We start from the raw sequence: 19,052 nt of genomic DNA on the forward strand, positions 1-19,052 counted from the left end.
AAAAAGCCAGCGTAATGCTGGCTTTTTTGTGATTACCCATAAGCAACGCTTGGGAACCATAGGACTAACTGCGGCCAAACCACTAAGCAGATCAGTGCTGCAAGCTGGATGACGATAAAAGGGATAACTCCGCGATAGATGTCTTTAAGTGCCACCCCTTCTGGACACACGCCTTTTAAGTAAAACAGCGCAAACCCGACAGGAGGGGTTAAGAAACTGGTTTGCAGCGCCATTGCAACCAGCATCACAAACCATACTAAGCTTGGATTATCGACCACACCATGACCGTCTAGCTCAATGCCTAAGCTCGCGATGACTGGTGCCAGCAGAGGTAAGGCGATCAGCGTGATTTCAATCCAGTCTAAGAAGAAGCCCAGTAGGAACACGATCAATAGAATGAAAGCAACAATTCCGTATGGACCAAATGGCAGGCCACTTAAAAAGGATTCAATCAACTCATCTCCGCCTAACTCGCGCAGTACCAGTGCAAAACAAGACGCACCTAAGAAGATCATAAAGATGTATGCGGTGGTTCCATAAGAGGAAAGCAGCACTTCTTTAAGGACTTTAAAGTTCAATTTTCTATTGTATGCCGCCAACAAGGTTGCACCCATCGCACCAATACCGGAGGCCTCCGTTGGTGTCGCAACACCCGCGAAGATCGAGCCCAATACGCAGAATATCAAAATGACGGTCGGGGTAATGTCTTTGAAAACTTGGAGAATCAAGCCCCACTCGACAGGTTGAACGTCTTCTGGAACAGGTGCTTTGCTCGGGTTCATCTTACCGACGATTAAAATGTACAAAATGTACAAGCTGCCGAGTAGAAGACCGGGCATGATTGCGCCCATAAACAAGTCACCGACCGACAAACCAAGTTGATCTGCCATAATGACCAGCATTATCGATGGTGGCAGTAAAATACCTAGGGTGCCCGCTGATGCGACGGTACCTAGTGCCAACGGCAGGTGGTAGCCTTGTCGCATCATGCTAGGTAACGACATAACCGTAAGAAGCACCACAGACGCACCGATGATCCCTGTCGAGGCCGCTAAGATAATGCCGATAGCCATAACCGTGATGGCTAAACCACCATGCACTTTACCGAACAATGCTTGCATCGAAGACATCAGCTTTTCGGCGATGCCAGATTTGTCGAGCATATTACCCATGAAGATAAACATGGGAAGCGCAACCAAAATCCAGTTGTCCATAATCTTATAGATACGGTTAACCACCAAACCAAGACTGGTGTAATCAAGACCAGTGAAGGTATCTAGATAGATGTCGGCAAAATAACCAATAGCGGCAAAGACCACACCAATGCCACCCAACACGTAGGCGACGGGGATGCCAGTGAACAACAAGAGGATAAATGAGCCAAACATGGCGATAACAATCCATTCATTAGCTTCCATGATTTGCTCCTTGAGTGGCTTCACCTTTAAACAGGGTTTCAATATTGCGTAAGATTCGGGCGACCATCGAGAGCAGTAATAGGCAGAAACTCAGCGGAATGACGCTCTTGATTAGCCAGCGATAGGGCAGGCCAGAAGGTGATGCGGAACTCTCGTTGACTCGCCAAGACTCGTAGGCAAAGTCGTAAGAGTGCAAAATGACCACAACAACAAATGGAATCGCCAGCAAGGTCAGACCAAACAAATCAACCAAGGCTTTTTTACGTTCACTGAAGTTGTGATAAAAGAGATCAACACGCACATGTAAGTTGGTAATTTGCGCATAAGCCGTGCCGAACATAACTGCGGTGGCGTATAAGTGCCATTGTAGCTCTTCAAGCGCTATCTGACCGTTGGCAAAAACTTTGCGTAGAACCACTTGAGTGATGATCACTAAAACTAGGCATAGGTTTGTCCACGCTAGTACACGGCTAATGCCAGTTATGGCGCTCTCTATGTGGCTATACAATGGGACGGTGGGGGTAGAATACAGTACCTTGCTCACTGGCAACTCCTTACAACCAATGGCCGACAAAGTGCCGGCCAACAGGTCCAATTCACATAGGGTTATTGATTTTGTGTTTCACGAGGTAAGAAGCCGTTCGCTGACCATAGAGCGTAGCCTTTACGGAACTCACTCAGGTCATTCCAAACTTTATCAAAGAAAGGATCGGCGGTTTTCTTCTCATCAACCACTTCAAGCCAAGTTGTTTCAAATAGATTGAGCATCTCGTCATTCCAGTAGCGGATTTCTACGCCGTTTTCTTTGGCCTTTTGCATCGCTGAGTACTGCAACGCTTCACCTTCGGCAATGGAGTAAGTCATGGTTGCCATACAAGTGGTTTCTACCGCTGCTTGCTGAGCATCACTCATCTTGCCCCAAGTATCTTTGTTTATAAGTAGCTCAAATACCGTCGATTGTTGGTGCCAGCCTGGGAAGTAGTTGTATTTGGCGACTTTATGGAAGCCTAAGCGTTGGTCAATGGCGGGTTGAGAGAATTCAGATGCATCAATCGCGCCTTTCTCTAAGGCACCAAAGATTTCACCGCCCGGTAGCTGTACCGTGCCCACACCAAGCTTTTCCATTACAGATGCGCCTAAACCGAAGAAGCGCATGTTGAGACCTTTAAGATCTTCTGGTTTTTCAATTGGTTTGCGGAACCAACCTGATGTTTCAGGTGAGATGATCGCACAAGGAACGACTTTAACGTTGTAGCCGCCCTCATCGTACATTTGTTGATAAAGTTTTAAGCCGTTACCAAAGAACAGCCATGCCATGTATTCACCAGCTTCGGGGCCGAATGGAACGGCGGAGAACAGAGCAGAGGCAGGCAACTTACCTTGCCAGTAACCGGCAGTTGAGTAACCAGAGTTGACTTTACCTGTCGAAACGGCATCGAGAATTTCTGCAGGGCTGACAAGCTTGCCAGGCTCGTAGATCTTCATTTTGATCGTTCCGCCTGAAGTCTTCGTGATGTGGTCTGCATACCACTGAATTGGCGTGCCTAGAGCCGGTAGGTGACTACCAAATGCAATGGGGGTTTTGAGCAGGATTTTTTTATCTGCCGCGTGAGCGGACATAGAGATTCCTGTCGCGGTAATTGCAAGTGCGGTCGCTATGGCAGCTTTCTTCAGGTTCATGGTGTTCTCCTTATTAGACTTTGTTCCATGTCGATATTTATAAATGTGAACGCCGCGTAGTAATTTGTGTTAATGCGATGTTACATTTGAGGCTAAGTGTAGAGGGGAGATTTATTGCTCTCTATTGGCAAAATTGCGCAAATTTTATCCGTAGAAAACGCAGAATTCCGGATAATCTTTCAGTAAAACTACGTACAAGCCTGGATGAAGTTATGGGATTTGTAAGCAATAGAAGACTGACACTAAATATCATTTTGTTATCAATTGTCCCCTTGATAGTGGTGGTCGCAATTGTTGCAAGTATCCTATTTAGTCAAGCAAAACAACTGGTTGAGGAGCAAGTTTCATTAACCAGAGGAAATGTACTGGCGGTAAAAAAGCAGGAACTTAAGCAGTACGTAGAAATGGCAGTCAAAAGTATTGAGCCTTACTACTCAGATGAGGCGTTAACGCCTGAGTTAGCGCAGCAAATTGTTATCGAAAAGTTGAGCCAGCTCACGTACGGAAGTGATGGTTACTTCTTTGCCTATACCTGGGAAGGGGATGCTTTGGTCTTGCCTTATCAAACTGAGCGTATTGGGAAGAACTGGTGGGACGTGGAAGATGTACAAGGTAAAAAGTTATTGCAAGAGCTGATCAAAGTATCTCGTCAAGGCGGAGGGTTTGTTGATTATTTATGGCATAAACCTTCAAAGAAAGAGCCGTTACCAAAGTTGAGTTATGCGGTTTCATTAGATAAATGGCAGTGGATGGTCGGCACAGGCGTGTACCTTGATGATATTGAACGTCAAGTTGCCCATATGGAAAATGGGTTTGATCAGAATATCGGCAAGACGAGTACTGCTGTGTTTGGGGTGATGTTCATTGCAGTAACGGTAATTGCGGTGTTAGGTGCATCACTGAATTTAAATGTCAGACGTTTAGCAAACCAACAACTGAGTATTCTTAACCAACAAATCATTGATTCGCAGGAAAATGAGCGCCGACGCGTTTCACGTGAGCTGCATGACGGTGTAAACCAACTGCTCGTTGCCGCTAAGTATCGCTTGGATAACGTGGGCAAAGAACAAGACGAACAGAAAAAGGAATTTGAGCTTGATGCGAGCAAGAATGCCATGGAGCAGGCGATCGTTGAGCTAAGAAGAATATCAAGAGATTTAAGGCCCCCACAATTGGATGATTTGGGCTTAGTGGCGGGCATAGAAGCGTATATCAATGAACTGCGCGACCGCAGTCAACTTGAGTTGGTGTTTGAACACGATATTGATGGTGAGGAGTTCCTACCGGAAGTAGAAACAACCTTATATCGAGTTGTACAAGAGTCGCTGCACAATGTAGAGAAACACGCCAATGCGCAAGGGGTCGACGTCATCATGCAGCGCGAGGGGCATATGTTGATACTCACCATCAGTGACGATGGCGTCGGTATCCCTGCAAAACAGCTAAAATCGAATAAAAGGAACAAAGCTCACTTCGAACACATGGGTTTGCAAAATATGAAAGAGCGAATCCAAGCGATTGGAGGTGTGTTTGCGGTAAATAGTGAACCCGGACAAGGGACGGAAGTACGGGTGAGCTTAAACATGGAGTTTGTATGATTAAATTAGTATTGGCCGATGATCATCGTTTGATGCAAGACGGGTTGAAATCTCGCCTCGAACGGGAAGATAACTTGGACATATTGGCTTGTGTGGGTACGGGTAGTGATGCGCTTGAGAAAACACTGTGCTTAAAGCCAGATGTGTTACTGCTTGATATCAACATGCCACAGTTGAACGGGATTGAAGTACTTGAAGAGCTTGCCAAGAGTGGCTCGGAAACGGCGGTGATCATGCTGTCTATGCATGACAGTCGAGATTACGTGGTACGATCGGTGAAAGCCGGCGCGAAAGGCTACGTACTAAAAGATGTCGGTTCTGAAGAACTGGTTATGGCGATTAATCAGGTCGCTCAAGGTCGTTCTTATCTTTGCCCTCAGGCATCGGATAGACTGCTTGAGCAGATCAACGAAGAGCCCGAGCAGAAAGACGATACGTTATCAAAAAGAGAGTCTGATGTGCTTAAAGCCATTGCGAATGGTGCCTGCAATAAAGAGATTGCGGATTCTCTGCATATCAGCGTCCGAACGGTGGAAACCCATCGCTTGAGAATCAAGAAAAAACTCGGCGCCACTTCGACCGCTGCGCTGGTTAAGTTAGCGTTACAAAAGGGCTTGGTTACCTGATGTCGCAAAATTTACTCTCTAGTCGTCAACCCATCTTAGACAAAATTGTCTTTTTTTGCGCAGTGGTGCGCAGCGGATCTTTCCGAGAAGCCTCCCTGCAACAAGGGATTTCCCCTGCGGCGGGCAGCCGCTGGGTGAAAGAGCTGGAAGCGTCTTTATCTGTCGAACTTATTAAGCGCAGTACACGGCAATTGGTGCCGACACAAGCGGGGCAGTTGCTGTTTCAGCGCTTTTCACCAATGCTTCCTGATATCAATAGTTTGTGTGAAGAAGTGCAAAATCTTGCCGATGAGCAACTTGGCGAAATACGCATTTCTTCCACGCCATTATTTGCTCGGCAATACTTGACTAAGATAGTCGCAGAGTACATCAAAATGCACCCCAAAGTGAACTTTCGGATCTTTATCGAAGCGGGTGAATTTGATCCCATGAACATTGATTTTGCCTTTCGTGCCAGCGCCAGTTACGAGGGCGAACCGCAAAGCGATTCGTTGCTCGTTAGAAAACGTATGCTGCGCGAGCCACTTTACCTTTGTGCTTCACCCATTTATATCGAACAACATGGCGAGCCTGTTAACCCGCAGCAACTTAAGCAACATCGCTGTCTCTACGCACGTACATTACTGGATGGAACTAGGTGGTGTTTCGAGCGTGATGGCAACATTGATATCGTGACCATTCAAGATACTTTGGAATGTGATAATAGTGAAATGCTGCTGGATTTGGCCCTTGCAGATGCTGGGGTAGCTTATCTGCCTCATTCGTTAGTTGCTGACCAGTTTGAATCAGGGCGACTACTGCAAGTCATGGCGGACTATCAATGCGCTAGTTTCGACGTCAACATGTTTTACCGACCAAGAACTCCGATGCCAGAGCGTTGTAGCGGCTTTAAACGTTTTTTACTTTCGTACATGCAACCTGATCACAATAATTTCTAATATGAAATTCACAATCTCTATTTCTGCAATTTTCAATTTGTCATCGAGCGACTAAGCTGCATTAAGGAAATCAAACAGAGCAATCAAGGAAGAGAGTTGTGATTGAAACGCTAACAGCCGAGCAGGCAGCAGCATGGATAAATGATGACGATACACTATTACTCGGGGGGTTTATTGGCAGTGTGGTACCTGAGGCCATAGAAAGAGCCATTGGGGAGCGTTATCGAGACACTCAGTCTCCCAAAAATCTAAGTTTGGTGTTTGCCGCCGGTCAAGGTGATGGTAAATCGAAGGCGGTTAACCATCTGGCCCAACCTGGACTGGTTAAATTTGCGATAGGCGGGCATTGGGGCTTAGTGCCAAAGCTACAGCAATTAGCGACTGACAACTTGATTCAAGGATTCAACCTTCCTCAAGGGATCATCTCCCATCTTTTACGTGATACCGCAGCGGGTAAGTCAGGCACTGTCAGCAAAGTAGGACTCGGTACTTTTGTCGATCCGCGAATTGAAGGGGGCAAAATTAACCAATCTACACAACAAGATTGGGTTGAAGTTATCGACCTGTGTGGGGAAGAGCATCTCTTCTATCGCAAGCTACCAATCACCGTCGCGATTCTGCGGGGAACGACAGCGGATTATGACGGCAATATCACCATGGAAGATGAATGCCTGACCGCAGAGAGCCTTGCTGCAGCTCAAGCTGCAAAGAACAATGGTGGTAAGGTTATTGTTCAAGTTAAACGCCTTGTCGCAAAGGGCAGTTTGGATCCGCACGCGGTTAAAATCCCGGGCATCTTTGTCGACGCTGTCGTGGTGTGTGACAACATAAAGGAGCACATGCAGACCTTCGCAACAGAAATGAACCCAGAATTTGTTGGCATCAGAGCTGATTTAGGTGACACTGTCACTCGGGCGACCCCAGTGGTGGAGCAGCAATTGGATGCTAAGTTATTGATTGCTCGTCGCGCGGCGATGGAACTCAAATCTGGCTCTATACTTAATCTCGGTATCGGCGCTCCAGAGTACATTGCCCAAGTCGCGCAGCAAGCTGGCGTATTAGAGCAATTTACTCTTACTGTAGAGCCGGGTGCGGTCGGAGGAACTCCGCAAAGCGGGTTAGATTTCGGTGCTTCTCGATTACCACAAGCCATTATTGGGCAAGATCAGATGTTTGATTTTTACGATGGAGGCGGTGTTGACCAAGCGTTTCTGGGCTTAGCTCAGTGTGACCAGCTAGGAGACATTAATGTTTCTCGCTTTGGGAGCAAGATTGCAGGTTGCGGTGGTTTTATCAACATTACTCAGAATGCGAAACAGGTTGTGTTCTGCGGCACTTTCACGGCTCAGGGGCTGGAAATTGAAGTGCGAAACAACGAAGTAAACGTCGTTTCAGAAGGTCGACAGAAAAAGTTCATCTCTCAAGTTGAGCAAATTACTTTTTGCGCAAAACAGGCGTTAATCAACCACAAACCTGTGCTCTATATTACCGAACGGGCCGTATTTAAGTTGTCGCAAGAGGGATTAGAGTTGATTGAAATTGCTCCCGGAATCGATATTGAACGAGACGTGCTTGAGCAAATGGCGTTTAAGCCTGTCATTAGTTCGTCACTAAAAGTTATGGATAGTGCCATTTACCAAACGGATTTCACTCTTACTATTAAATAAACACCTAGCACCATTTTAGATATTGTCAGTTAAAAGTCGCTCAAGAAAGGATCAAGATTATGTTTGAAAACAAGATCTGCGTCGTGACAGGCGCAGCACAAGGAATTGGAAAAGCTATTGTTGAAAGGTTTGCTGAGAATAAGGCGAAATGCATCTACGCCCTAGATATGAACAGTCAGGCGCTGAGCGACGCATTTGAGTCGCTACCTAATGTCAACGTAGAGGTGATCAACATATGCGATCGCCAAGCCATAGCGGCACTGGTCGACAAAATTCATGCAGAGCAAGGCCGTATAGATGTGCTGGTTAACAATGCTGGTATTACTCGAGACGCGCTGATTGAAAAAATGACCGAAGATGAGTGGGACGCGGTCGTTAATGTTAATTTGAAAGGGGTATTCAACCTTACCCAAGCCATTGCACCCATCATGATGGAAAACAATTCTGGTTCAATCGTGACCATGTCCTCTGTTGTCGGAACGGACGGTAATATTGGCCAAAGTAATTATGCAGCGACAAAAGGCGGCGTGATTGCCATGACCAAAGGTTGGGCCAAAGAGTTTGCCAGAAAAGGCGCTCAAGTGCGTGCTAACTGTGTCGCTCCTGGTTTTGTTGCCACACCGATGACCGCCGATTTACCAGAAAAAGTACTCGATCTAATGAAATCGAAGACGCCGTTAGGTCGTATGGGAACACCAGAAGATATCACTAATGGCGTCGAGTTCTTAGCCAGTGACAAGTCGAGCTTTATCACCGGGCAAGTGCTTAAGATTGACGGAGGGTTGGTGCTCTAAGATGACAAAGAAAGTCTATATTGTTGCTGCCAAACGTACCGCCATTGGTTCGTTCCAAGGCAGCTTAAGTCCATTCTCTGCTGTAGAGCTTGGCGCAGAGGTGATTAAAGCGGCGCTCTCTCAAGCCAGCTTAAGCCCGGACTCTGTTGATGAAGTGATCGCTGGCAACGTACTTGGATCGGGGCTGGGTCAGGGCGTTGGCCGTCAAGCTTCGATTCATGCTGGAATCCCTGCAAAGGTGCCGGCTTATACTTTGAACATGATTTGCGGAAGCGGTATGAAATCGCTGCTCAATGGCATTAACGCCATTCGAGCGGAGGACGCAAATTTGGTCGTTTCGGCTGGGATGGAAAGTATGAGCAATGCGTCTTTTGTGCTTGACGGACAAACGAGACGTGGCAACAAGATGGGTGATATCTCGCTGATTGATACTGTATTAAAGGATGGCCTAACCGATGCGTTTACTGGCATTCATATGGGAATAACGGCAGAAAACATCGCGGCTCAATACGGGATCACTCGTGAAGAGCAAGACCGCTTTGCTTGTGAGAGCCAAGCAAAGGCGCAGCGGGCCATACAAGCTGGCGTGTTTGATGAAGAAATAGTTCCAATGCAAGTCAATGGTCGAAAAACAAGCTACCAAGTCAACAAAGATGAGCATCCACGCGAAGACGTCAGCTTCGGCTCTCTAGCGGCATTACGGCCTGCTTTTGTACAAGATGGATCAGTGACCGCAGGTAATGCTTCGGGCATTAATGATGGAGCAGTCGCGTTGATATTAGCCAGTGAGCAGGCGGTAGAGCGCCATCAACTTACCCCATTAGTCGAGATAGTCTCGGTTGGACAGGGTGGGGTCGCTCCTGAAATGATGGGAATGGGGCCATGCCCAGCGATTGATCAAGCGCTTAAACGAGCAAGGTTAACGCTCTCTGAGATAGATCGTATCGAGCTTAATGAAGCCTTTGCCGCGCAAGCTCTAGGCGTCATGCATGAGCTCTGTGAGCAACACTCTGTCACCCTTGATTGGTTTCGTGAGCGGACGAATCTCAATGGAGGGGCAATCGCCCTTGGCCACCCTATTGGTGCGTCTGGTGGGCGAATTGTCACCACATTGATTTATGAAATGATCCGCTCCAACCGCCAGCTGGGTCTAGCCTCTCTGTGCATTGGTGGTGGAATGGGGACTGCAATTATCGTTAAGCGTTGTGAATAAAGGCCGAGTGCGGCCTTTTTAACTGGCTAGCTTTATAGCTTCGATGAGCTTATCGAGCTCCCGCTTAATCTCTTGATCAAGAGCGTAGCCGATATTGATTCTTAAACAGTCGTTGTAGAGGTCGAGTGTACTGAACAACTGCCCTAAGCGGATGTCGACGTTATTCTTAGCTAACTGTTGCTGGAACGCAGTGATATCGAGATTGGGTATTTGCAGCCAAAGTACCATACCTCCCTGAGGGTGACTGACTTTGACATTATCTGGCAGGTTACGCCCAAGGTAGTGTTGGTATTCTTGACGAAGCTTAAGCAGATGGGCTCGACGGCGCTTAAGCTGTTTAGCGTACTGACCACTTTCGATGAAGTCAGCAACAGCCAGTTGTATCGGCAAAGACACGCCAAAACAAGAAGCCGTATGCTGGTGGCGGTACACGTCTGTAAAGCGGCCCGGCAAACACCAACCTAATCGATAACTTGGCGATAGGCTCTTCGACACTGAACCACACCAAAGAATGTAACCGTCCTGTTCGTAGTACTTAGCCGGAAGCGGTGTGTGTTCGCTGTAAGAAAGTTCAAGATACACATCATCTTCGATAATGGGTGTCTGGTATTGGTTAGCTAATTGCGCAAGCTTGAGCTTTTGCGGCGCAGACATAGTAATCCCCTGAGGGTTCATATGAGAAGTACAGAATATTCCGGCTTTAACGACTCCGCGTTTCAGGTGTTCTTCTAATTGGTGGAGATCGACGCCATCGTCAAGTGAGGGGATTTCGACGATCTTACGCCCCATTTTGCCAAGCAAATCAAGGATGCCACTAAAGCAAGGCGAGCTGATCGCGATGGCATCACCGATTTGAGTGCAAGACTCTAAAGCACACTTAATTGCCGGCATGCATCCGGAGGTGATCACCAGTTCCTCTGGATTCACGTGCAAGCCGAGTTTCGAAAAATGGACACTTAAAGCGTTGCGAAGTGCGGGCTCACCTTGAGTGGTTGGATAGGCATTCAACCTTTTACCAATTCTTTTGCTTGCGCGTCGAAAGCTACGTTCAAGTTCGAGTTGAGCACTTTCATCGATGGCTGTGCTCGAAACTCCAAGAGGACCACTAAGTGGAGAGTGAATGGCATAGTTGTGTTCAATGCTAGACACCTTACTAACAAATTGAGCCCAATTCGGTGTTTGGTGATGATACTGACGAGGAGCAACGAAATAACCCGCTTGAGGACGAGAGTGAATCCAGCCCTGAGATTCCAATTCTTGATAACAGCTCACCGCGGTAGACATGCTTACGGATCGCTGTTTGGCGAGTTGCCTAAGTGATGGCATTCGGCTGCCTTCAATCAACTTGCCATCTTCAATTTCTTCGATGAACTGGTTTGCGAGACGTTTATATTTACTCATTTTGAAAACTGTACTGGTTTTTATGTAATAAATTGTATCTGTACTCAAAACTGTACCCGAGTAATAATTTTTTTCAACAAAAAGGGAGGACAGTTATGACAAGAAACGATTTTTTACTAGCCTTGTTTGTCATGGCAATTTGGGGATTTAACTTTTCCATGATTAAGCTGGGCATTACCGAAGTGCACCCATTGCTTGCAACCGCAGCACGTTTTTCGCTTGCCGTTATTCCGGCTATTTTCTTTATCGCACGACCACTTGTAGCATGGCGTTATTTGATTGGTTACGGATTCGTATTTGGTGTCGGTATCTGGGGCATGGCGTCATGGTCGATTACCGCGGGCTTATCGTCTGGCATGTCTTCAGTGCTACTTTCATCCAACGCGCTAATTAGTATGGCAGTGGGCGTTTTTATCCACAAAGAATCGGCATCCAACCGTAAATTACTAGGAGCGGTCGCGGCTCTAATCGCGCTGCTAGTACTGGTGACGGCGACTAATGGCAACATCACCGCGCAAGGCTTGATGTTCATCTTAATTGCGGCGAGCAGTTGGACCTTAATGGGGGTGATCGTAAAAGCATCAAAAACCACGCAGGCGTTTGCATTTAATGTATGGGGGATGTTATTCGCGCCAATACCACTGGTCTTGTTTGCAGTGGCGATTCACGGCCCAGACATTGTTTGGCAGGCAATCGAGCTGTGGAATATGAGTACGACGATCGCTGTACTGTTCCAAGCGTATCCAACGACTTTATTCGGTTACTGGGTTTGGAATCGACTGTTGATTCGTTACCCGCTGAGCACAACCGCGCCGCTGACTTTAATGGTGCCAGTGTTTGCGCTTGTATCTGGGTACTTTATGTATGGTGAGACTCTAAGCTATGCGCAGATGTTTGCTTGTGTGTTGTTTTTGGTGGGGATTGGCTTAATCGTTAAACCGGCAAAACAAGCAAAGCTAAATCTGGATAAGGTGGCAAGCCACTAGCGAAAACTTTTGGGGCCAGGCGGCCCCAAGTTATTGCCTAGCGAATAAAGGCGAGGTCGAACACAGTAGAACGATTTCGGCCCGTCTCTTTTGAAAAATAGAGTGCTTTATCGGCATGTTCCAGCCAAGTGAGGTGGTTCGTTTGATGAGCGGAAATTTCACATATTCCTAAGCTGATGGTGTAATTAACGTTATAACCTTCGCAGGCAATGATTGACTGCTCAATTTTCTTTCTCAGCCTCTCAGTAAAATACAGAGCTTGATTTGCGCACGTACCCGGTAAGATGACGGTAAACTCTTCGCCACCATAGCGCCCACAAATATCGGAAGTTCGCGAGGCTTTACGTAATTCATCAGACGCGTGGCGAATAACATGATCGCCAACAGTATGGCCGTAAGTATCGTTCACCTTTTTGAAATGGTCGATATCAAAAATAACCAGTGAAGAGACCGAACCGGATACCTTGCAAGTCTCAAACTCTTTAAGTAGGCAAGATTCCCAATAACGGCGATTAAACAGCTTAGTTAATCCATCGGTCCGGCTTAAGTCTGAGAGCTTTTGGTTTGAGTCCATCAAATGGATTTTGTTTTTCGCGATATCGGTAACGTCATTGATGATCAAACTAACATGCGATACATCGCCATTAACCGACGTCAGTGGCGAGAAAGTTATGTTCTGGCGCATTTCTCTCAAGCCGTTGGAGATCGGACTAAAGTTTTTAAACTTGAATAGATAAGGGCGGTCTTCCCAACAGGAAAAGCCGCGACTATTGAGCTTAAAAGAGCTGTCTACTTTTTTTCTCAGCCAAGACTCTGGAAGGTCAGGAATGATATCAAACAGGACTTTTCCCAAGATGTGCTCTGCACCGATGCCGCTATAACCCTGCATAAAGGCGTTCCACGCACAGACTCTATATTGCTCATCTAGAACGATAAGTCCGGCATCAAGATCGCCGATGATCTGCATTGTCCAGTGGAAGTCGCTGATTTCGCTCGCTTTCATAATACGCTCTTCAATATTTGTTCAATGGCATCGACAGACACGTTATCCATTAAGAAAATAACGTCACACGCTATATCGAGATTTTCGGCTTTATAAACGAACTCGATAGTAAAGATCTCTTCATCGTAGCCTGCTAAAAACTGATTACAGTTAAGAGAGACTTGCAATAGCTCTTTCTCTAACACTATCGGTTGGCGTATAGAGATCGCGATATCCAATTGGCGACTAAACGAGAGAAGAAACGATGACACCAGTAAGTTGGAGATGTCTAAAATGACTTCGTTGGTTGTATTAGCGAGCTCTCCTTCAACGTCATGGCCGAGTTTTTCTAAGCCGCTTCCATGCAAACAAACCAGTGCTTCACCATGAATTCCACTACCAACAAAGCGTTGAGAAACCGCACGATACCCAGAGTTATTGACGATATCTTGCACGGTCATTTTCAATTCTGATTGATGCAACGAAGCAACATTGGGTAAAGGCATCTCAATAAAATGCCCCACTTGCTCTGCTATCAAAGATGCGCTGGTACCTAATGCGATGTTACTCATCTCGCGGATATTACCCATCAGATCGATGTTAGTTTCTGGGCATGAAGGTACCGCCATGTTGAAAGCTTGAAGTGGGATGCGGTACTTAGCAAATAGCTCGGTAAGATCAGAAGTATTAAACGGTTTTTCGATAAAGTCCAACGCACCCAAAGCACGGCAACGTTGTTTCGCAGCGGCTTGAATATCGCCAGAAACAATAATGACTTTGGTCGGGTGATTGTTGACGGGTAAAGAGGCGAGTACCTCAAAGCCATCCATCACGGGCATCGTTAAATCTAGGAACAACACGTCGATATTGGTTTGCGCCATTTGCTCTAGCGCGAGCTTACCATTTTCCGCTTCACTAATTTGAGTGGCGGAAGATAGTCCTATTTTACTAATTATTGCCTTACGCGCGATTTTGGAGTCATCGCAAACCAGAATATTCATAAGATGTCGTGTTAGCCTGAAACTGAGGTGTATTTTTATAGTTGTGTAAGCAAGAGCCAATAATAATGTGATATTGAGTCCAAATACCAAGGCTTAGTTAACACTTTTGGTGTGTGCTTTACACGAAATATCTCATTAATTGGAATGATTTTTAGAGGATAAACACATATTTAGCGGTTTTACTGTTTTCCAATCGCAAGTGCAACGTTCGAACTAGGTGTTCGGTTGAGATGTTGAGTTATGGACCAGCCAACTTGTGTAAGTGAGGTTAAGTCGACGCCTGTTTCAATCCCTAACTCATGACAAAGGTAAACGACGTCTTCGGTTGCAACATTTCCCGATGCACCCGGAGCATATGGGCATCCGCCCAAGCCAGCAACGCTGGAATCGATCACACTGACACCCATTGAAAGGGCATGAAACAGATTGGCCAGGGCTTGTCCCCATGTGTTGTGAAAGTGAACGGCAATTTGCTCGAGTGCAATATCGTGATTGACCGCTTCAAGCATCTGCTGAATGCGCACTGGTGTACCCGTACCGACGGTGTCACCGAGTGATATTTCATAACAGCCCAGTGAAGAGAGCAATTTGGCGATGTTTCTGACCTGCTGCGGAGCAATCTTTCCTTCATAAGGGCAATCAATCACACAAGACAAATAGCCACGTACAGGAATGCCTTTTTTCTGGGCTGCTGAGACAACGGGCTCAAATCGCTCAAGGCTCTGCTCAATAGTGCAGTTAATGTTTTTTTGTGAGAACGTCTCTGACGCGGAAGCAAAGATCGCAATGTAATCGACATTCGCGTCTATTGCATGTAGGAACCCTTGTAAGTTGGGCGTTAGTGCGGAATAGGCAACCCCAGGAAAGCGGGTTATGCTGCGCAGCACTTGGTGTGAGTCTGCCATTTGTGGCACCCATTTAGGCGAAACAAAGGATCCCGCTTCAATGTGTTTCAGCCCGGATTGAGACAAGCCATTGATCAAATCGATTTTGGCTTGCGTTGATACTTGAGGCTCGTTTTGCAAACCATCTCTGGCGCCAACCTCAACGATTTTAACTTTTTCGGGGAAAGACATAGGACGCATTCAAGATTCCTCTTGATACCAACTGGGTGTGCGTTTTTCTAAGAAAGCGCTCAACCCTTCTTGTCCTTCGAGCGAGACTCGAATGTTGGCGATCATGTGACTGGTATAACGGATTAGGTCTCGATCGATCGGATGATTGTCGCAGTGTTGAATGAGCTCTTTTGCCTGAGTGAGGGCGGCAGGACTATTACGTAGAATTCTCGATAGAATGGCCTGCATATCTTGCTCAACAGTTTCGGGGGAGGTGATCTGGTGAATGAGTTGCAAATCCAGTGCTTTCTCTGTGTCGATCGGTTCTGCAGTAAGCATATAACGCCTTGCTTGTCGGGCGCCCATCGCACGGCACACATACGGCGCGATTGTTGCGGGAACCAATCCTAATTTAACCTCGCTCAAACAAAACTTCGCACTTCGGTCAGCTAAAACGATGTCGCAGCAACAGATCAGCCCTAAGGCACCACCAAACGCCCAACCGTGAACATACGCAAGTGTCGGGTGTGGGAAATGATCGAGCACTTTCATGAGCTTGGCGAGTTGATTGGCGTCTTTGATGTTGGCATCGTGGTTTTGCTCTGCCATCTGCTTCATCCAACGCAAGTCCGCACCAGAGGAGAAGTGCTCACCATTTCCTTTCAACACGAGGCAGCGAACGTTTGGATGCTCAGCAAGATAGTCTAACGCAATGATCAGTTCGTGGATGAGATGGTTACCGAAGGCATTGTGTTTGTCGACCCGATTTAGCGTAACATGTGCGATGCCCTGTGGGTCGATGTCATAGTGTAGCTCATCACTTAAAATCACTTCCATGTGGTTTCCTCTACATTCGAAATATTCCAAACTCGCTGTCTTTAATCGGCGCATTGAGTGCTGCGCGTAATGCGTGCGCTAATACGTCTCTTGTCTCCACCGGATCGATGATGCCATCGTCCCACAGCCTGGCGCTGGCGTAGTAAGCTGAGCCTTCCGTATCGTATTGATCGATAATCGACTGACGAAAGTTAGATTCGTCATCTTCAGACCATTGTTCGCCCTTACGTTGAATCACATCGCGTTTCACTTGAGTCAGCACGCCAGCGGCTTGTTCGCCACCCATCACAGAAATTTTCGCATTAGGCCACATCCACATCATCGTTGGATCGTAAGCGCGTCCGCACATGCCATAGTTACCTGCGCCATAAGATCCTCCAACAATGATAGTAAATTTAGGTACATCGGCGCAGGAAACTGCCATGACCAACTTGGCGCCATGTTTTGCAATTCCTTCTTCTTCAGAGCGTTTCCCGACCATAAAGCCAGTGACGTTTTGCAAAAATACCAACGGGATTTTTCGTTTCGCGCATAACTCAATAAAATGCGCACCTTTCTGGGCTGAGTCAGAAAACAGTACGCCATTGTTTGCGATGATGCCGACTTGCTGATGTTCAATTCTGGCAAACCCACACACTAGGGTGACGCCAAATAGCGCTTTGAACTCATCGAAGTCAGAATCATCGACGATTCGTGCGATGACTTCTCGCATATCGAAGCTGAGGCGTAGATTAGCGTTCACCACGCCGTACAGCTCTTCTGCGGGGTAACGGGGAGGAAGGGCATCGGTTAATGGCTTACGAGCGGGTATGTTGGCATTAGCGATCGCTTGACGGGCAAGTTCCAATGCGTGGGGCTCATTCTCTGCATAATAGTCGGCGACCCCGGATTTTCGGCAGTGGACGTCTGCGCCACCCAATTCTTCTCCCGTTACGATTTCTCCTGTTGCGGCTTTTACTAAAGGAGGTCCAGCAAGAAAATAGTGCCTTGCTGCTTAACGATGATAGAGACATCTGCCATTGCAGGAATGTAAGCGCCCCCAGCGGTACATAAGCCTAAAACGACGGAAATCTGCGCAATGCCCTGAGCGGACATGCGTGCCTGATTGAAGAAAATACGCCCGAAATGATCTTTGTCGGCAAATACGTTGGCTTGATGAGGTAAGTTGGCGCCACCCGAATCGACTAAATAGATGCAGGGTAAATGGCAGCGCTGGGCAATTTCTTGTGCACGTAAATGTTTTTTTACCGTTAGTGGGTAATAGGTTCCGCCTTTGACGGAAGGGTCATTAGCAATGACCATGCAGTCAATACCGTTGATTTGTCCGATGCCAGCCACCGCTCCGGCACAAGGTACCGCTTCTTCATAGACTTGCCACGCGGCAAACTGGCCAATCTCAAGGAAAGGAGTGTCTGAGTCTAACAGGGCACGAATACGCTCTCGAACGGGTAACTTTCCTTTGGCTCTTTGGTGCTCGAGGGCTTTGACGCCGCCACCTTGTTTTATCGTTTCTCGGTCTGATTTTAGTTTGTCGACCAAACTTGCCATCGCCTGATGATTATCCTGATAGAGCGGGGCGTGGGCTTTTATTTTGCTTCGAATTACGGCCATGTCGTCTCCCTTACCTTGATTCGTCAAACAGTTCGCGACCAATCAGCATGCGTCTGATTTCCGAAGTACCCGCACCGATTTCATACAGCTTTGCGTCGCGCAGTAGGCGACCCGCTGGGAACTCGTTGATATAGCCATTCCCACCGAGTAACTGAATGGCGTCCAGTGCGAGTTGGGTGGCCAGTTCTGCGCTGTAAAGGATAGCGCCAGCGGCATCTTTGCGAGTGGCTTCCCCTCTATCGCATGCGGCTGCTACGGTATAGACATAACAGCGCGCGGCGTTAGTGCGGGTATACATATCGGCAATCTTGGCTTGGACCAACTGGAACTCGCCAATAGAGCGGCCAAACTGTTTGCGGTCATGCACGTAGGGGACCACTAAATCCAAGCAGGCCTGCATGATTCCAAGTGGACCACCAGCAAGAACGACTCGTTCGTAATCAAGCCCACTCATTAACACTTGGACGCCATGATTCTCTGCACCGAGTAAGTTCTGCTTGGGCACTTTGCAGTCTTTGAACACTAACTCGCAGGTATTGGAACCACGCATCCCTAGCTTGTCGAGTTTCTGGGCATGGCTAAAGCCTTCAAATTGTTTCTCGACAATGAAAGCACTGATCCCATGGGATTTTACGCTGGGATCGGTTTTGGCGTAGACAATAACGACATCAGCATCCGGGCCGTTAGTAATCCACATTTTACTGCCATTGAGATGATAATAGTTACCGTGTAACTCTGCTTTGAGTTGCATGCTGACCACGTCAGAGCCTGCATTGGGTTCGCTCATCGCTAGTGCGCCAATATAGGAGCCATCGACCAATTTGGGCAGGTATTTTTGTTTTTGTTCGCTGTTACCGTTGCGAAATATTTGATTGGCACAGAGATTTGAATGAGCACCATAACTGAGCCCTACCGATGCTGAAGCGCGACTGAGTTCTTCCATAGCGACAACGTGGGCCAGGTAGCCCATATCAGCGCCGCCAAACTCTTCGCTAATCGTTACGCCCAGCAGACCCATCTCTCCCATAAGCGACCAAAGCTGATTGGGAAACTGGTTGTCGATGTCTATTTGAGTGGCAAGTGGCTCAACGTGCGTATGAGCAAACGCCGCAACGTGCTCGCGAAGCAAATTAATTGATTCGCTGAGACCAAAATTGAGAGGTTGATAAAGGGATGACATAGCGCCTCCATACTGACTGCTTATGGTTTAAGCAGCGATAGTAAAAGTGCAGAGGCGCTAGGGTG

Annotated in this window: 16 protein-coding genes and 1 pseudogene; 7 read left to right on the forward strand and 10 right to left on the reverse strand. The window is 47.2% G+C overall.

Annotation, left to right across the window (positions count from 1 at the left end; genetic code table 11):
* Window positions 1-32: 32 nt before the first annotated feature.
* From RH45_RS07800 to RH45_RS07810, 3 genes are all read right to left on the reverse strand, one after another.
* Complete coding sequence (locus RH45_RS07800; RefSeq protein ID WP_008075826.1) at window positions 33-1,418, reverse strand: TRAP transporter large permease; 1,386 nt, start codon at window positions 1,416-1,418, stop codon at window positions 33-35.
* Window positions 1,408-1,962 carry a TRAP transporter small permease subunit gene (locus RH45_RS07805; RefSeq protein ID WP_008075828.1) on the reverse strand — a complete coding sequence of 185 codons (555 nt, stop codon included), beginning with the start codon at window positions 1,960-1,962 and terminating at the stop codon, window positions 1,408-1,410. The genes RH45_RS07800 and RH45_RS07805 overlap by 11 nt, the downstream gene beginning before the upstream one ends.
* A gap of 62 nt (window positions 1,963-2,024) precedes the next feature.
* On the reverse strand, window positions 2,025-3,098 hold the full coding sequence (locus RH45_RS07810) for a TRAP transporter substrate-binding protein (protein WP_008075830.1): 1,074 nt from the start codon (window positions 3,096-3,098) through the stop codon (window positions 2,025-2,027).
* Between the two features lie 212 nt (window positions 3,099-3,310).
* On the opposite strand from RH45_RS07810, the gene RH45_RS07815 reads away from it, so the two are divergent.
* The 6 genes from RH45_RS07815 to RH45_RS07840 all read left to right on the forward strand — a co-directional run bounded on the left by RH45_RS07815 (window position 3,311) and on the right by RH45_RS07840 (window position 9,934).
* A complete protein-coding gene (locus RH45_RS07815; protein WP_008075832.1) occupies window positions 3,311-4,696 on the forward strand; it encodes a cache domain-containing protein in 1,386 nt (461 codons plus the stop codon).
* Window positions 4,693-5,322: a response regulator gene (locus RH45_RS07820; RefSeq protein ID WP_008075833.1), complete on the forward strand. Its 630-nt coding sequence runs from the start codon at window positions 4,693-4,695 to the stop codon at window positions 5,320-5,322. The genes RH45_RS07815 and RH45_RS07820 overlap by 4 nt, the downstream gene beginning before the upstream one ends.
* A complete protein-coding gene (locus RH45_RS07825) occupies window positions 5,322-6,260 on the forward strand; it encodes a LysR family transcriptional regulator (protein ID WP_008075835.1) in 939 nt (312 codons plus the stop codon). Before RH45_RS07820 ends, RH45_RS07825 begins: the two co-directional genes overlap by 1 nt.
* 98 nt (window positions 6,261-6,358) lie before the next feature.
* Window positions 6,359-7,927, forward strand: a complete 1,569-nt coding sequence (locus RH45_RS07830) for an acyl CoA:acetate/3-ketoacid CoA transferase (RefSeq protein WP_008075837.1) — start codon at window positions 6,359-6,361, stop codon at window positions 7,925-7,927.
* 59 nt (window positions 7,928-7,986) lie between these two features.
* Window positions 7,987-8,721 (forward strand): beta-ketoacyl-ACP reductase, encoded by a 735-nt coding sequence (locus RH45_RS07835; RefSeq protein ID WP_008075839.1) that lies wholly within the window; start codon window positions 7,987-7,989, stop codon window positions 8,719-8,721.
* Between the two features lies 1 nt (window position 8,722).
* Window positions 8,723-9,934, forward strand: a complete 1,212-nt coding sequence (locus RH45_RS07840) for an acetyl-CoA C-acetyltransferase (protein ID WP_008075840.1) — start codon at window positions 8,723-8,725, stop codon at window positions 9,932-9,934.
* Between the two features lie 18 nt (window positions 9,935-9,952).
* On the opposite strand, the gene RH45_RS07845 is transcribed toward RH45_RS07840, so the two are convergent.
* A complete protein-coding gene (locus tag RH45_RS07845) occupies window positions 9,953-11,335 on the reverse strand; it encodes an aminotransferase-like domain-containing protein (protein WP_008075841.1) in 1,383 nt (460 codons plus the stop codon).
* Between the two features lie 95 nt (window positions 11,336-11,430).
* Here RH45_RS07845 and RH45_RS07850 point away from each other — a divergent pair, with 95 nt between their 5' ends.
* A complete protein-coding gene (locus RH45_RS07850) occupies window positions 11,431-12,321 on the forward strand; it encodes an EamA family transporter (protein WP_008075842.1) in 891 nt (296 codons plus the stop codon).
* Window positions 12,322-12,358: 37 nt separating this feature from the next.
* Here the strand turns inward: RH45_RS07850 and RH45_RS07855 are convergent, their stop codons facing one another.
* The 6 genes and pseudogenes from RH45_RS07855 to RH45_RS07880 form a co-directional block, all read right to left on the reverse strand.
* Window positions 12,359-13,324, reverse strand: a complete 966-nt coding sequence (locus RH45_RS07855) for a sensor domain-containing diguanylate cyclase (RefSeq protein ID WP_008075843.1) — start codon at window positions 13,322-13,324, stop codon at window positions 12,359-12,361.
* Complete coding sequence (locus RH45_RS07860; protein ID WP_008075844.1) at window positions 13,321-14,304, reverse strand: response regulator; 984 nt, start codon at window positions 14,302-14,304, stop codon at window positions 13,321-13,323. The genes RH45_RS07855 and RH45_RS07860 overlap by 4 nt, the downstream gene beginning before the upstream one ends.
* Before the next feature lie 179 nt (window positions 14,305-14,483).
* Window positions 14,484-15,380, reverse strand: coding sequence for a hydroxymethylglutaryl-CoA lyase (locus tag RH45_RS07865; RefSeq protein ID WP_008075846.1), 897 nt, complete (start codon window positions 15,378-15,380; stop codon window positions 14,484-14,486).
* A gap of 9 nt (window positions 15,381-15,389) precedes the next feature.
* Window positions 15,390-16,196, reverse strand: coding sequence for an enoyl-CoA hydratase-related protein (locus RH45_RS07870; protein ID WP_008075849.1), 807 nt, complete (start codon window positions 16,194-16,196; stop codon window positions 15,390-15,392).
* A gap of 10 nt (window positions 16,197-16,206) precedes the next feature.
* Window positions 16,207-17,807, reverse strand: a pseudogene (locus tag RH45_RS07875) (carboxyl transferase domain-containing protein).
* 10 nt (window positions 17,808-17,817) lie between these two features.
* Window positions 17,818-18,987, reverse strand: a complete 1,170-nt coding sequence (locus RH45_RS07880; RefSeq protein WP_008075851.1) for an isovaleryl-CoA dehydrogenase — start codon at window positions 18,985-18,987, stop codon at window positions 17,818-17,820.
* Between the last annotated feature and the right edge of the window lie 65 nt (window positions 18,988-19,052).

The organism is Vibrio sinaloensis DSM 21326 (genome assembly GCF_000189275.1).
Classification (GTDB): Bacteria; Pseudomonadota; Gammaproteobacteria; order Enterobacterales; family Vibrionaceae; genus Vibrio; species Vibrio sinaloensis.

Coding starts and splice junctions, on each gene's coding strand:
- RH45_RS07800 (WP_008075826.1), bottom strand. CDS start 1,418: ATGGAAGCTAATGAATGGATTGTTATCGCCATGTTTGGCTCATTTATC.
- RH45_RS07810 (WP_008075830.1), bottom strand. CDS start 3,098: ATGAACCTGAAGAAAGCTGCCATAGCGACCGCACTTGCAATTACCGCG.
- RH45_RS07815 (WP_008075832.1), top strand. CDS start 3,311: ATGGGATTTGTAAGCAATAGAAGACTGACACTAAATATCATTTTGTTA.
- RH45_RS07820 (WP_008075833.1), top strand. CDS start 4,693: ATGATTAAATTAGTATTGGCCGATGATCATCGTTTGATGCAAGACGGG.
- RH45_RS07825 (WP_008075835.1), top strand. CDS start 5,322: ATGTCGCAAAATTTACTCTCTAGTCGTCAACCCATCTTAGACAAAATT.
- RH45_RS07835 (WP_008075839.1), top strand. CDS start 7,987: ATGTTTGAAAACAAGATCTGCGTCGTGACAGGCGCAGCACAAGGAATT.
- RH45_RS07840 (WP_008075840.1), top strand. CDS start 8,723: ATGACAAAGAAAGTCTATATTGTTGCTGCCAAACGTACCGCCATTGGT.
- RH45_RS07845 (WP_008075841.1), bottom strand. CDS start 11,335: ATGAGTAAATATAAACGTCTCGCAAACCAGTTCATCGAAGAAATTGAA.
- RH45_RS07850 (WP_008075842.1), top strand. CDS start 11,431: ATGACAAGAAACGATTTTTTACTAGCCTTGTTTGTCATGGCAATTTGG.
- RH45_RS07855 (WP_008075843.1), bottom strand. CDS start 13,324: ATGAAAGCGAGCGAAATCAGCGACTTCCACTGGACAATGCAGATCATC.
- RH45_RS07860 (WP_008075844.1), bottom strand. CDS start 14,304: ATGAATATTCTGGTTTGCGATGACTCCAAAATCGCGCGTAAGGCAATA.
- RH45_RS07865 (WP_008075846.1), bottom strand. CDS start 15,380: ATGTCTTTCCCCGAAAAAGTTAAAATCGTTGAGGTTGGCGCCAGAGAT.
- RH45_RS07870 (WP_008075849.1), bottom strand. CDS start 16,196: ATGGAAGTGATTTTAAGTGATGAGCTACACTATGACATCGACCCACAG.
- RH45_RS07880 (WP_008075851.1), bottom strand. CDS start 18,987: ATGTCATCCCTTTATCAACCTCTCAATTTTGGTCTCAGCGAATCAATT.